At 51.8% G+C, this 16,035-nt stretch carries 4 protein-coding genes; 2 read left to right on the forward strand and 2 right to left on the reverse strand.

Annotation, left to right across the window (positions count from 1 at the left end; all coding sequences use genetic code 11):
* Positions 1-165: 165 nt before the first annotated feature.
* The gene (locus tag J7439_RS07000) at positions 166-10,866 is read right to left on the reverse strand and encodes an Ig-like domain-containing protein (RefSeq protein ID WP_209201114.1); all 10,701 of its coding nucleotides are present in this window, start codon (positions 10,864-10,866) and stop codon (positions 166-168) included.
* Positions 10,867-10,878: 12 nt separating this feature from the next.
* Positions 10,879-12,372, reverse strand: coding sequence for a TolC family outer membrane protein (locus J7439_RS07005; RefSeq protein ID WP_209201115.1), 1,494 nt, complete (start codon positions 12,370-12,372; stop codon positions 10,879-10,881).
* A 68-nt stretch (positions 12,373-12,440) separates the two neighbouring features.
* Between J7439_RS07005 and J7439_RS07010 the strand changes: the two genes are divergently transcribed.
* Positions 12,441-14,633 (forward strand): type I secretion system permease/ATPase, encoded by a 2,193-nt coding sequence (locus tag J7439_RS07010; protein WP_209201116.1) that lies wholly within the window; start codon positions 12,441-12,443, stop codon positions 14,631-14,633.
* Complete coding sequence (locus J7439_RS07015) at positions 14,630-15,964, forward strand: HlyD family type I secretion periplasmic adaptor subunit (protein ID WP_209201117.1); 1,335 nt, start codon at positions 14,630-14,632, stop codon at positions 15,962-15,964. The genes J7439_RS07010 and J7439_RS07015 overlap by 4 nt, the downstream gene beginning before the upstream one ends.
* Positions 15,965-16,035 lie beyond the last annotated feature (71 nt).

Genomic DNA, 16,035 nt, shown 5'->3' on the forward strand with positions numbered 1-16,035 from the left:
TCGGCATAGACGTTTTCTCTTTGGTGTTGGCTCTTTCTTGATTTATGGATGTGGTCATTGAGGGCTGCTGTGGCTGATCAAAACTGCATGGTTTCGTGCCCTGAACCGTGTTTTGGCAAGTCTGAATAGATGAAAGAATAACCGTAACTATCCCTATCGGAACGCTTATATAGTGGCAATCAGGTAACCTTGTTCCAGCTGGTATTTCAGCGCATCTTCCGAACTGCTGCCCTGTAACCAGTCAACATCTGCGAGTTCAATGGTATTGGTCCATTGGTGGGCGCTGGTACTGGCAAGGTTCAGGTGGGTGCTGCTGCCGTTGGTGTTCAGCGCCATGTAATCATAAGGCTGGGCTCTGGCTTCTGCAGGCAGGAAGCCTGAGATATCGATAACATCTTCTGCACTGTGAAAATTGAATACCCGGTCATAAGCGGGTGCAGCTTCACTGCCAGCGTCTTCTTTCCGCCAGTAGAGCCTGTCTATTGCATGGCTGGTTGGGCTCAGCTCCAGAATATCGTTGCCAGATCCGCCTCTCAGTTTGCTGCCTTCATTGTTGGCATACAGGTGATCATCTCCGGCACCGGCATTTACAATGCCATCGCCCTTTAATTCAGCGGCTGGTGGTGCATACAGGGTATCTTTTCCCTGGTGACCAAACTGATGGGAGACAATCAGGTGACCCTGTTCAACCAGCGAACTTAAACGTTCTGCGGTATCCATGGTGTTTCCTCCTGGCAGTAGCGTTTCCAGCGGTATGGTATCCAGGGTAATCACCTCGGATAGTGCAGTGATCCGCGCTTTACCATCCACTTCATCAATAGTGACCTGGTTTGCCAGATCACTACCGGACCACACATCGTCAAGGTTCAGCAGCTGGCTCAAATCAATAACATCCACGCCGGGCTCGAAGTCCTGGATAGCGGTTGTGCCTGTATCGCCAGCTTCAAAGAGGAACGTATCACGGCGACCATCACCTGAGCCTGAGTACGCTCCCCCCCAAACTGTATTGTTTCCTGACCCGGGAAGTATCTGGTTTTCACCGTTACCCCCGGCAATAAGATCATCTCCATTACCAGCGGAGATCTTCGGCGTTGTGCCATCGGAAACGATAATATCGCTGTTTGGGGTGCCGCTGATGTCTTTACTTTTTTCAAACACCACAATGTTCAGTTCAATGACATCACTGCTCTGGTTATTCCCATCACCAACATCGGAGATGGCCTCAACATTCAGGGTATAACTTCCGGTTTGATGATCTTTAAGGTACAGGTTTTGCAGCTCATTGCTGACCAGTGCAATACCTGCGGGGCTGGAGGAAGGGGTACCTGTTGGTGTTCCGGCATGGTTAACCAGCGATGCACTGCCTGGTAGTCCCTGAACAAGGGTGTAGAGCTCAGTGCCCACCAGATTGCTGACAGTCAAAGCAGGGTTGATCACTGAAGCCCGGAGAAAAACAGGTACGGGTGTTTCTACGGTGGTAATGATGCTTTTGCGATCAATCTGCAGTGAGGGCTTATCAGACTTTGGCGCAATGGTAATGGTGCTATCCATCACAACTTCAGGGCCATAGGCTGTTGTCAGTCCATCGGTTTTATCCACAGACCGGACGGCTAACGACATCAGTAGTGTTCCATGACCATCGCCCGGATTAAATTCCAGCTCGGGTAATGTGGTATCCGCTGTTGCTATGGTTGCGGTGTAACCGCCTGAGGCATTTGCCGAGAATATGGTTGTCGTTTGGCCAGGAATGGTCAGGCTGGGTTTGATGGCCTCTGGCTCAGGAGGCATCAATGTGGGGGCGTTGCCCGGTAAAATCGTCAATGTTGCCTGAAGTTCTTCCGGATGGTCATGTTTGTCTGAATGGGTGTCTGTGGTTTTGGCATTCAGACGAAAGACGATGGGAGTGTTTTCATCCCCAGTCATTGCCCCGGGAATCTGATCCAGTGTGATGGGGTCACCCACAGGCTGTACCGTAATCTGAAATGCCTGCTCGTCACTGCAAACCGTACTCAGGCTCTGTTCGTGGCTGTGACTGTTCAGCGTCAGTTGCACCACACCGCTGAAGTCTTTCACCGGCCTTAGGAACAGTGGCTGTACATGGCCGTTGTTATCCATTAAGTGTGCTGGAATCTGCCACTTCCCGCTCCCGTTAAAGGGCAGGGGCTTGCCGGAGCTGTCCTTGACCACCTTGCCATCAGGTAGGCCAGAGAGCGCAACAGAGATGACTTCAGAGCCATCACTATCGTTCAGGGCAGCAATCAGCCCTTTAATAGGGATATCTGAGTCTTCATGGCCTTCCTGATTGGGTGCAGTAAGGGTGGCGCAGTGATTGACCGGTTTAACCATCAGATCAATCGCTTTGCTAAATACTTTGCTGTCGGTATCTCCGGTTCCTGGAGCGGTATCCAGTACTTCTACAGCAAGCGGCATGGTATAGGTTCCCGCCGGTAGTCCCGGTCCGGGCGTGAAGGTGAAGCTTGCTATCCGTTGCTCAAACTGCGCTTCTGTTTCGGATGTTTGTCGAACTACTGAGTTGTCCGGTTGCAGCCCATCACCACGGATAACGATATTGTCCGGTGGTTTAAAGACAACTTTTTCGATGGTTTCCGAACCATCAATATCCGTGGTTCTTAACTGCAGGTGCATGGGTTCGGGTTGATCCGCATCCTTCCACTCATCGGCCTCCGCTGCCGGTTTTGTCCAGGCTCTCAAGTCATATACCGAATCTTCCGGTGGTTCATCCGGTGAGTTTTCCACCACCGGCAGTACCTTGAACGGGATCTTGAAGTCTGTTTTGCTGGTCTGGTCGGAATCGGTATTTCTCTTCAATATGTGATAGGTAATACTGTCCTCTCCGGAAAAGTCCCTGGGGGGGCGAAATTGAAGGTTTCCGACGTCTTCCGGCCTGGTGATGTACTCGGTGACCTCACCATCGTTATTCCAGTACACCGTTGTGAAACCTTTAAGGCTCCACCCGTGAAGATCAGTCACCGTCATACGGAATGTGGTTTCTTCCTCTGAAGAGGTGTGGGTCTGGTCGAGGTCGATGCAATGGTCTGGAATGGTGAAGTAGTAATCCTCTTTACCCTCTACCGGTTCTGAGCAGACAAACAGGCTCTCCGGTGGTATCGGTTGATCCGGGCCACCGGTATTCTCTTCGACAATGACCTGCATCCGGGCATAGCGTGCTTCCTCATCCCCAGCGTCTTCAACAATGACTTTCGTATGGATAAAGTACGTGCCTTTCTCGGTAAAATGGACTGAGACGCCATCAAGTTTACCACTTTGAATCAGCCATTTATCGTTATCAAAGATCAGCTCCTGCCCTCCGGAGGTTTGCAGATGCCAGCCTCCTGTCACCTTGTTTCCGGCAGGGTCATAAACCTCGATTTCATATTGAGGTCGCTTGTCGTCTTTTATCCGCTCACTGCCATCTTTATCGGTGGCAACAAGTTGTAATGCCCTAAGTGGAAAATCATTTCCTGTAAAAGGCCCGGGGTTATCGATAACGACCCGGGTGTTTTCATCAGGATTGAACGGTGTGGCTGGAGGCTGTTCACCATCAACTTCGCCCTGCCAGTCAATATGCCCACTGATGATTACCTCTTTTTTCGCAGTTAAACCATTTTGCTGATCCGAGATTTCCACGGTAAAACTGAAGTCGTTGCGCTGATGGGTGGGTGTCGGGTAATCATGATCAATCGTTCCATCTGAATGGATCGGTACTATGCGGATATCACCTGCAGCAAGCGCCCTTTTCAGTGCATCCAGACCGCCCGTGTGATCAACCAGGGACCCGCACTGGTTGGCCAGCAATGCGCCATTTACCATCAGTTGGAAACCATCGGGCAAATTGAATCCGGTAATATCGGTCATGGCTTCGCTGCCATCACTGTCGCCCGGGGTGAACCCGGTAAGGGCCAGTGGCGCTCCGCCCGAGAGAAATTTGCCGGCTATGTCCAGTTCAACTTCATTACCCCGGATGGGGGCGATGGCCTGATCCCGGGTATCCACCACCGGGGCAAAGACAGCTCGCAGCTGGTAGTCAAAAATAGTATGGGCTCCGTCCAGTTCTGTCACCAGAACCTTCATGGGTACCAGTGTCTCACCGGCATAGTCCGGGGGTGGTGTTAACCGGTATTTGCCGGAGATAAGATCAGCTGCCGTTATTTGGAAAAACGGTTTGTCATTAACGAGAAAAGCGATGGGCGGCTGCCGTCCGTGATTATCTTCCAGACGAAACTGGCTGTCTTTCAGGGTAACGACTGAGTTCAGGCTTTCGGAGCCATCCATATCTGTTGAGTGCAGATCAAACACCAGGGGCAGTCTTTGGTCTTCCTGGCCACGGCCTGTCAACTCATTGACTTTATCCGGATTCACGGTCCAGGTATCATTCGGGGTCACTTCCGGCGAATCTGGAACCCCTTTGATGCTTATTTGCATAAACCGGTCCGGTGATATGGCTTCTTCTTTGCCAGCCACCGGTGTGAGCCCATCCTGAGTAGACTCACGACTGATGGCGTTTATTTGCAAACGAACATCGTCAAAGTTTGCCGAACTTCGATCTTTTCCCGGTTGATAATAGAGGTGGTCAATATCCGGACCAGTGACTTCAAAATGATTCGTTGAGCCGAGCTTTATTTCTGTCCAGGCGCTTCCCTGCCGAATCCACAGACGGCCTGTAGCTTCTCCGGGCTTAACCAATGGTGTGACTGTCAGGAAGAGGCTTTCAGACCCGTCCGTATCCACCAGTGCTGCCTTGATGTGGTTGCCAATGGCAATGCGCTCATCTTCATGTCCCGTTATCTTAACGGTGTCAGGGTCCGCACCCGCAGGCATAACCACCAGTGTGGGCGGGTCTGCCACAGGTTGAACATTGACAGTAATTGTTGCCGGTGATCGTGCGGTTTCAACCGCAAAATAACCTTGTTCGGTTGCGATGGCATCCACCTTTATTGCCAGTCTGCCGCTCCAATGTTCATCAGACTGAACAATCAGCTGCCCAAACTGCTCTGGCGTAAGCGTGGTCCCGGCGTTAATTTCCTGCCCATGACACAACAGTTTCATGCTGTCTGGTAATTGCATTATCTGGTATGAGAGGACTTCTGATCCATCCTTATCCTTAAGACTGGCTTTTATGCTGTTGCCAAGGGGAATGCTTTGATCCTCCTCGCCGGTGACCACAGGTATCTGTTCGGGCCAGGTGGGGGGATCCGCTACGCCTTTAACATGAATAACCACCGGAGTGCTAAGGCTTTGAACCGACCCCGGGTTGTTGCTGATGGTGGCATTCAGGTTGAGCGTGACCTGGTGGTTGTGGAGGGTAAAGTCCGACGCATCGGCTGCGGGCAGATAACCAAGATTGACAGCGCTCAGGATGATGCTGCCGGAAACCATGCTCCGGCTCATGGCGGCAAGGGGGATATGTACGGTATCACCCGTGGCGCTGAGAAGTTTGCCATTCCAGATAAGCGTTCCTCCCTGAAGATCGCGGGTGCTGACCGATAGGTTGGTCAGGGTTTCCTGCCGGTCCGGGTCCCCAAGATCAATGGAAAAGGAGAGAGCAATAGGCGTTTGCGTGTCTTCAGGGCCTTCGGTATTGATGACGCTGGTGAACGTTGCAGCCCGGTCAGCAATAGTGATCTGGAAAGGTGCCGAACTGTTATCACCATCGCCATCGACAATGGTGTGGAACATCTTCAGGGTGAAGTTCTGTCCCGCACTGTGATTAATATGCGGATAGGAAAGGAACCACCATCTGCCATTGCTCTGGACGATCAGTATGCCTACATCCGTGGTGATGGTGGTTGTATCGGTTGGGCTGACTGGATAGACCATATTCTGGTAGGTGATGGCGGTGAGCCTGGCATTATCGGCATCGGCATTCAGGGTGTCGTTTGTTAGCAGATTACCACTGAAAGTCTTGCCTTCTTCCCCAATGGGCTGGTTATTTTTCCGGTAATAGTTGCCGTTGGCCACCGGTACGGTATCCACGACGGTGTAGAGAAAATTTGCCGGTGTGCTGTTGAGGCTATTGTCACTGTCGCTCATCAATACAGGTATGGTCAGGATAATCGAGTTGCTCTGGCTGGCAAGCGACGGTGGGTGATCAAGGTTGTCCAGCTGTTCAAACTGAATGGTGGCAGCGGTCGGTTGTGGATCATTCACTGAAAAACGGAAAACCGGCAGGTTATCATTGGCCCGGCTGATGGTCAGCACTGACTGGTCCGGACCAGACACAGTAATACCGGTCAGTGGCTTACCATCGGAACTTAACCCGGCCACCTCCTGTGCAATGGTGAATCGATCAAACACGGGGATGGGGCGGTCAGAACCCGGGGTATAGTCGAGGGTACCGGTTACGGAAGTATCGTTGCTTTTGTTAATGTCCGTGGTCGCCGGTGGCTGGGTGATTTTGCCCGGTGTCGGATATTCACCGTCCAGCAGTGACAGGGTCAGGATGTCACTGGTTTTAGTGCCATCGGCATCTATGGCCTGCAGGGTATAGCTGACGGGCAGCATCGGGGTGTTCAGTCTGGTCGCCGTCAGGTGATCAAGGTAATGATACCAGGTGATGCCAATGGTGGCGGTTACTGAGGTGCCCGGGGGCACATAAATCACCGTTCCATCATGCTGTATCGTGGTCAGACTGAAAATATGATCCTTTTGTTTGCCATCCTGAATGGACCAGGCTTCCCAGGTTTCAGGGTAGCGGACTCCTGCCGAGGGTCCGAAGTACCGAATGGGCAGGCCATCGGCTGTCAACCGGTTGCCCAGGTCATCAAGGGCAAAGCCGCTGCTGTCGACGTCAGGGGGCAGAAACCAGACTTTGATCACGGCATCGGTATCGGCACGGATGTCGACGTTGATCCGCTCGCTGGCCGGTGTCCTTTGATACAGGGGCTCGGTCATTTCCAGGTCATTTATCGCCAGCTTCAGTTCAAGATTGCTACTGACATCATTGATCTGAACCGGAATCTGTTTTTCCGTGGTATCACCGTCTGAATCCGTAATGGCCACCGCGATGGATAAGGGCCAGCTGCCCTTATCCTGATCCATGGGATGGGAGAGTTTTACTGTGTAGTGCAGTGAGGCCGACAGTGCGGGGAGTGGTTGATCATCAAGCGTCACGGTGAGTACCGGGGATTCCGGCTGGGCAGGCCAGTGCAGGGAAAGGGTTGGCCCCTGAGCTTTCCAGGTCAGCGGCTGTTGGTTGGCGAACAATCCATTCAGTCCGGGCTGGCTGGCTGAAAATTGCCAGCTGTCTGGCACGATTCGGTCGGACTTCGGGGTGGCTGTAATCGTCCCGGTGGCGGTAACCGGCAGGTTTACTTCATCGATGTTGATCTTTGAGGGATTGCTTAATACCGGGAATACACCGTCAACAACGGTCACTGTAACCATACTCTCTGTAACTGCCGGTGTGCCGTCAATATCGTCATAGGTAAAGGGCAGAGAAAGGATAATCCGCTCGCCATTCACCATGACTGAATTATTGCCCACAGTACCGGCCAGGTGATCCAGGGGGCGAACCAGCTCGCCATTAATCCTGACCATTAGATTTTTGTTGTTTTTGTTAACAGCCGACAGTGACAGAGTGAGGATATCGATGTTTTGGCCATTCTCGATAACACTGCCCCGAAGCTGGTTACCAGCTGACGTGAAGCTGACCGGAGTGCCCAGTGAGGTCAGGATACCGTTCAGGTTGTCAGGATCTGCAGTGAATCTCAGGCTCTGGGGGTCGATGGCATCAGAGCCATCGCCATGCAGGGTGGCAATAGGGCCAGCGTAATACTCGGGATAGCGGGGCGACGTGGTCAGGTTGTTTTCGCTAAAGGTCAGGTTGACCTGCTCATTTCCCGTGGCGGCCGGGCCATCTTTAATGCTGACAGAAACAGCCGCATGAGCAGTATCACCACTGCTGTCGGTGACAGTGTAGGTAAACTCCTGGGGCAGGGGTTGCTGGCCCGGATGATACAGAGAGTCCAGGGCCGTGTAGGTGTACTGGCCATCCGGTTGAACAGTGAACGTGCCGTACAGGGTTTCAATAAGGGTACCGGATTGAAAATCGAACACCTGCCCGGTTTTTGCTGTGGTGTTTTTATCCAGATAAAACCGGTCAAGGGAGACCTTGGTGATGGTGAGAGTCTCAAGACATTGCACATCATTGTCCAGCAGATTACCGGTCACCGTTTCACCTTCGGTGAGCTCAATATGGTCATCCCTCAGGGTTACGCCACCATCAATCACCGACAGCGTTACGGTATGGCTGATGGTATTGAGGTCATGATCGCTGGCGGTGAGTACCACGGGAATCATTGCAGGCTCAGGTTCTGTGACATCCAGATTGGTCAGCTGTTTTACTTTCAGGTTGGCAGACAGGTTGCCTGAGGTGTCGGTGCTGATATTTTCCAGATCAATGCTGAGCACCGGTTTGCCGGACAGGGTCGATAGCATCAGACTCTGGTTGCCCGGACCGGGATGCAGGTTATCAAGATCCAGACTTTCTCCGTCGCTATTGGGCAACCGGCTGGCCAGGGCGTTGTTCAGCTGCTCTGCGGTTGCATTAATATCCAACTGCAACTGGTCCGGTGGCAGGGGGTCGGAACCTTTCAGAACGGTAATCTGGCCGTAATCCGAAATGGGGCCGGGCTGGTCACACTCCTGGTCGATGGGCATGGTACTGACCGTGTCGTTTGAAAAGCTCAGTGCTGTGCCATCCAGAACCGTAAAGCAGATGGTGGCACTGCCGCTGTCCCCATCTGTATCAGTAACGGTAAAGGTAAACGTCTCGGTCAGTGTACTGTTGGTGGTATGAACCAGGTTAGGTGTTGCAGAGTATTTCCAGGCACCATCGGGATTGACATACAGGGTGCCGTATTGACCGGAAAATGGGTAAAAATCCGCTATGTCACCGCTGAGGTTATGACTACTGGTTAACGGAGTGCCATTGATGGCCGTGAGCAGGCCGCCATCGCTTCCGGCTAGCGCGGGGGTAAATAATTTGCCGTTATGCTCACTCCACAGTGCCGTAGTGCCTTCCTGCACAAGAACTGGCGTATGATCCACCAGGGTTGGCACATCATCCGTAATGGTGACTCTTAATCCTGCCTTGGAGTAATGGGTTCTTTGATAGGTTGGCGAGTAAAGGCTTTTCTGATAGGGCAGGATAAAGCTGAGTTCGTCATTGCCTCCCGGATGAAAAAAGGGACGGTCAACCTGTAAAGTGGCCAGGCCTGTGCCTGAGTCCGGCAGGGTAAACGTGAGGGCTGTCTGGGTTGATGTCCCATCATGGTAGACGGCAGTCAACGTTTTGGGGTCGGTGATCTGCCAGCTGACCGGAAAGCTGGAGCCGTTGTCAATAATGTTGATATTGTCGGGTAGATCGGTAAGGTAAGCGGGCTCAAAAGAGAGTGCTGTGCCGCTGGCTGCAATGGGATCTATGTCAATGGTAGCTCCCATATCAACGCGCTCCTGAATGTTGATGCCCGGAGGGTTACCCAGGGGCATCAGATGATCGGTGGCGATGGTACAGGCACAGTCTGTAACGGATGCCACAACCTGATAATTGTCGCCTTCGGTTATAGGTAACGTAAAAGGGGGATGGTTCCAGTGGTTATCCTCTACCGGTACTTTGCTCGGGACCTCCTCTACCGGGACTTCGGCCGTTATCCTGTTTTGAAATACGCCGGGGCCAAAAAAAACAGTAACCGACTGTCCATTTTCAATACCTGTGGTCTCACCGGTTATGGGCATATTAAAGAAATTGATACCGTAGGTGTCGATATCGTTGATCCAGATACCTGCTTCGGTATCAATGGACAGCAGCAGCTCTGCAGTGGCCGTATTACCGGCCCTATCGGTAATTTTAGCTGTCAGTGTATGGGGACCATCAGACAATGGCTGGATAATTTGGGCAGACCAGGTTCCATTGCTGCCAACCGGGATGTCACTCTTCAGTAGCTGGTCATCAGCGAACAGCGCTATCGTACTGTTGACTTCACCGGTACCGGTCATCACCGGTATATTATCGCTGGTAGGATTGTCAGGCTTATCAGCTGCTTTGCCATAACAGGAGTCACTCTGTGGGGCGAGTTCAAGGGTAACTTCGGTGACGGTATCCAGCAGAAACGTTGTGCTGTCCCTGGCAATATTGCTGGCCAGATCGCTGGTTTCTGCTGTTATGGTAATAACGCCGTCTAATAATCCGCTCCTGGTAAGATCCGCCTCCATTTGCCAGCTGCTGCCATCGCTGTTCACCGCTGTTTGCAGCTGCCATTGATGGCCGGCCTGATCCGTCAGGGTCAGGATAACCGGGCGCAGGGGCTCAACATTTACCACCTGGCCAGCGATGGACAATGCCCGGGACTCCCGGCTGTTGACGATATTATCCGGGGTGATCGGTGTATCAATGGTAATCAGTGCCAGGCAATCCCTGGCGGTCTGGTCACTGAGCGTTGCCAGAACCACCGGTAGATTATCCAGCCCCGTGCCAATGCCGGCATCGGGTGTGATGGATGGCGTAAGCAGAGGAATGGTGGTCGGCGTCATCAGCCCTTCATCGGCGGTCTGTTCCTCAATGGCTGCCTTCTGATCGTCACTTCGTTCATCAGTAGCCAGGGTGACCGATGGTGTTTCTGACAACCGGTACTCATTGGCATCGGGTAACTCACCAACAGATAAAGCACCGGCAGTAATGGGCTGAATCAGGATATCTGCATTGCCTTCAAGCTCAATCAGCTCACCAGCTATCAGCCGTTCGCCTTCTGCCAACAACTGACGACGTTGGCCTGGTAGTAGCTTCCAGGCATGGCCAGCAATGCCAATGATCCTGCCATCATTACTCAGCAATACGAGTTTATTCATGGTGTGGTGCCATCATTGGATGACGATGGGATAATGAAATGTTTGTGTCGTTGGTCCCATGCTCAGGAACGTTTTCCGTCGGCTGTGTTTTGCGGTAATACTGGCTTCAGGAGCCGAGTCCGGCGGCAGCGTCAGTCCTAACGACTCAAGCAGTCGGCCGGTAATATGCAGCAGCCGGTAGCATGCAACAAGCTGTGCAGCCCAGGCACGGTTCCATGCCAGTTCCGCTTCAAGGCTTTCATTCTCGGCATTCAATACATCCAGTAATGCCCGCTCTCCAAAGGCAAATTGCCTCCGGTAGGCCGATACCGTATCCAGACTGTAGGTGACGTGTTTCTGCAATTGCGGCAGTTGTCTGTTGAGCTGAGCATGGGCTTCCCAGGCGAGACGGGCCTCTTCCTGAGTATCCAGCAATGCCTGGTGGTAGATATCTTTCGCTTCGTTCCAGCGGCTGAGGGATGCCTTCATACGCCCGGAATCAGCGCCACCATTAAACAGGTTGTAGCGGGCATGGAACATCAGATTATAATCATCATCACGCCCAATCAGACCATTCATGTTGTAGTTCCATGATCGGGTTGCCTCAAAGGAGATTTCCGGGTAGAAGCGTCCCTTGCTGGCCAGGTACTCACTCTCTGCGGCGTTATTGTCCTGAAGCGCTGATTTCAGTAATGGGTAGTTTTTTCCAGCCAACAGAACGGCCTGCTCCATTGTTTCTGGCAGTAAATCCATATCAGGCACCGGTTCGAGCAGAAAACAGGCTGGAGCGCCCACCAGCCTGACAAACTGGAAACGGGCATCCTGCAAATTGTTTTCAGCAGCAATGGTATTGGACTGAGCCCTCGCTAGTCGGCCACTGACAAGACTGAGGTCTGCAATGCTCTGCACACCGGACTCAGAACGTTTGAAAATGTTGTAGTAAATGTCCTGGTGAACCTTCAGATTTTGCTCGGACATGGCCAATGCCCTTTCCATCATGATCAAAGTCAGATAGGTCTGGGTCACTTTGAGTGCCATCTCGGAAGCGGTGGTTATCAGTCGGTACTGTGCAGAGCGTGTGCTGGCTTCAGATCTATTACTGTCGTGTATTGTGGAAAAACCGGCAAAAAGCACTTGGCGAAACGTAATGGAAGACTCATATCGATGAAGTCTGTCATCACTGTCAGGTCCACCGGCACGGGTTGTTTGGTTAGAGGACCATTCATAGCCGGAGCCTCCCTGTACATTCAATGTTGGCAGGAATCCTGATTTGGCAATGCTTTCCTCATCAACGCGGGTCTGCACTTTTTGCATGGCCAGGTGCAGCTCCGGGCTCGTCATCAGTGCAGTAGACACGGCTTCTGCCAAACTTTGAGCATTTGCTGACGGGATGTTGGCAGCAACCAGCAGGACAGACAGCCAGCATCGAAGATGATGAATACCGGCAAGACGCTTCATACTCATAACAGTGTTGAAAATGTTCCGGGGGTGATCTTTCACGTAGCGGGAGCCGTGAGGTTCAGGCAAACAAAGAGGGCTACCTGAAAATTAACAACTGACAAGGTCCAGCGATAAAAAAGCCTGAGTAAGCATAGATGATTTTTCTGAGCTTGGCTGAGAATGGCGGGGGAGGCATTTCTACTCTAGGCTCTGTTTTGCTTAAACAGAATCTGTCTCTGGATGAAGTTGCAATGGCGCAAAGCCCTTTACTGACCAGCTTGATCTGGATTGCCAGGTTTTATGGGATCAGGGTCATCGCAGAAAGTGTGCTGACGGGCTTGCCCGTTCAACCGGATGAGTTTGCCGATGAATATCTGGAGCGGGCTGCCGGGAACGCAGGGCTTACCCTGTTCACCAGACCGCTGGTATCCCACGGATCACTGGAAGAAAACTGTCCACCATCGTGCCTTCCCTGCATTGTCTGGTTGTCACAGTCACCCATCGTTGTTGTACAGATTACCAAAGAGTATGTTGAGTTGCGCCAACCGAAACATGGGATGGCCGCAGAGCGTCTGCATCCTGACGACTTTCTTCAGAATATTGACAACCGGATGGTCTTTTTCAGTCGAGCCAGGGTTGAGGATGATCGTGATCCGGACTATCCACCGGACTGGCGGGATCACTGGTTCTGGGGTTCGTTACTGGAAAGTCGTCGTATTTATCGGGAAGTGTTGTTAGCGTCTCTGCTTGTCAATGTTTTTGCCCTGGCGGTGCCACTGTTCGTTCGCCTGATCTATGACCGGGTGATTCCCGGTATGGCACTGACCACGCTGAATACACTGACCACCGGTGTGGTGGTTGTTATCTTTTTCGAATTGATCTGTCGACAGCTACGCACCCGATTTATTGATATAGCTGCAAAAAAATCCGACCTGCTGATGTCCAGTCAGCTGTTTGCCAAAATTATGAGAATCCGAATGTCGTTTATTCCTGCAGCCGTAGGCTCATTTACACGGCAAATTCAGGACTTTGAGGCCATTCGGGAGTTTATCACCTCCACTACGCTAACAGCCATGGTCGATTTACCATTTGCCATCCTGTTTCTGGTGGTTATAGGGCTTATGGGCGGTCAGCTGGTGTGGATTCCCCTGATAGTTATTGTTTCTATGTCGTTTATCAGTGCCGCAGTCCAACCCCGGCTCCGTCAGAGTATCGAAGAGAGTGAACGACTTTCGGCACGAAAGCATGGGGATCTTGTGGAAAGTATCACCGGTCTCGAAAGCTTGCGGCTTGCCGGTGCACAGAGTCGTTTTCAGCAACGCTGGGAGCAGGCAACCGGGCATATGGCGACCTGGGGGCTGAAAACCCGGGCAATTACCGGCAATGTTACCGCGCTGGCAACCTGGCTGCAGCAATTGGCAACCGTGGGCATTGTCTATTTCGGCGTGCTCTTGATCAGCGCTGGCAGAATGAATATGGGCGCATTGATAGCCATTATGATGCTTTCTGGCAGGGCGATAGCGCCTTTTATGCAACTGGCACTGCTGGGCACACGGTATTACCAGGCTCGCAGTGCTTTTATGGTGATAAACCGGTTGATGGGGGCACCTGAAGAGCAGGGTAAGCAAATGGCCTATCGCCGGGTCAAAAAATTTCATGGAAATATTGAGTTAAAGCAGCTGTCATTTTCTTACACTGATAGTGTGATTCCTGCGCTTTCTGGTATATCCGTGGCCATTAACAGCGGTGAGAAAGTGGCTGTGGTGGGGCGCTCTGGCTCGGGGAAATCAACGCTTGCCCGTATTCTGGCGGCACTCTATCAACCCGACCAGGGACAGGTATTTCTGGACAGTATTGCCCAGGGGGATATTCATCCGGCAACCCTGAGAGCGAAAATAGGCTTTCTGCCCCAGGATCCCTGGCTGTTTCATGGTTCAGTGATGGATAACATCACCATGGGGACTTCCAGCTTCTCCGAGGAAGATCTGCTGACCACTGCGAGAGACTGTGGTGTGACATTTTTCACCGGCGACTCTCTGGCTGCTCTGGAATACCCCGTGGGCGAAGGTGGACGACAGCTCTCTGGTGGTCAACGGCGGGCCGTTGCATTGGCCCGTGCCATGCTATCCAAACCGGACATCCTGATTCTTGATGAGCCCTCTGCGCACATGGATAGCCTGATGGATGCCCGGGTTCAGAAGACACTCAAGAGCTTACCGGAAAATGTAACTCTGATTATCATCACCCATAGAAGCAGTCTGTTGTCGATTGTTGATCGTGTCATTATGTTGGACGGTGGCAAACTGGTTTCTGATCAGCCTGTTCATAGCAGAGAACCGCAGGCATGAAAGCAAAATCATGGTCGGAATGGTTGCGGTTAACCGCCAGTAACCGGCAGCAGGCTCAGCTGATGGACATTACTGTTACTTCACGCTGGTTTATCTGGGTGATGGTTTTTTTTGTAGCTTCATTAATTGTCTGGAGTTGTCTGGCTATGATGGATGAGACCGTCACAGGCTATGGGCGTGTTATCCCTTCCAGTCGGGTTCAAGAGGTTCAGAGTCTGGATGGTGGAACCCTGAAATCTGTCCATGTCAGGGAAGGTGAGTTTGTCCATGCCGGAGATTTGCTCTTACAGATTGATGAAACGCGCTATCAATCCTCTTTTCGGGTGAATGAGTCTGAGCTGGAAAGCCTGCAGGGCTCTGTGGCCAGACTGGAATCCGAATTATCGGCACTGGCAGGGCTGCAAAATGGCTTATGGTCTATGGATGATCAGGGTGGTATCAACTTCCCTGATCACTATCAACAGCATTTTCCTGAACAGGCACTTCAGCAAAAAGCACTGATGAATGAACGGATGGCGGCACTGAACAGCCAGGTTACCATTTTCGAACAGCAAGTCATTCAGAAGCAGCATGAACTGAATGAGTTCAAGGAAAAGGTAAAAACGCTGACCAGAAGCTTACAGCTTGCCAATGAGGAGTTATCGCTGAAGAAACCGCTCACGGATGATGGCGTTATTACCCGTGTAGAGATTATTAACCTTGAACGAAGGGCGAATGAGCTTCAGGGGGATCTGACCAATGCACAGTTGATGGTCGCTCGTCTTGAATCTGCATTGAAGGAGGCCGTCGGGCGTCGGAATGATCTGGTGATTCGTTACCGGGCAGACTTACAAAAAGAGCTGCAGGATACGCGGGATCGTTCCGGCAAACTGCTGGAGGGGCAGGCAGGCCTGGAAGACCGGGTTCGCAAGGCGGCGTTGCATGCACCAGTGGATGGATTAGTCAAAACGGTGAAGGTGCATACAGAAGGCAGTGTTATTCAACCGGGAAGTACTGTCGTTGAGATTGTACCGGCAGAAGACCCTCTTATTTTTGAAGCCCGCATTCAACCGGCAGATATTGCCTTCCTTCAGTCCGGACAAATGGCACTGGTAAAGTTAACGGCTTATGAATTTGCCACCTTCGGAAGTTTGAAAGGAATTGTGGATACCATCAGTGCCGATACGCTGGATGATGAAAAAGGTCTGCCGTATTACCGGGTTCGAATAGTGCTGTCAGGTAATAATAGCTCCATGCTGTTGATTCCCGGCATGACAGGGGTAACCGATATTGTGACGGGGAACAGAAGTGTACTTGAGTATTTTATAAGCCCTTTGCTGAGAGGCTTTTGAGTATAGAACAGAGATCAGTTAAGTCATTAACAAGACAGTTAGTCTTACTGACTTATCTTCAGATACAAAAA

This window comes from Salinisphaera sp. G21_0 (assembly GCF_017744115.1).
Taxonomy (GTDB): Bacteria; Pseudomonadota; Gammaproteobacteria; order Pseudomonadales; family Endozoicomonadaceae; genus Endozoicomonas.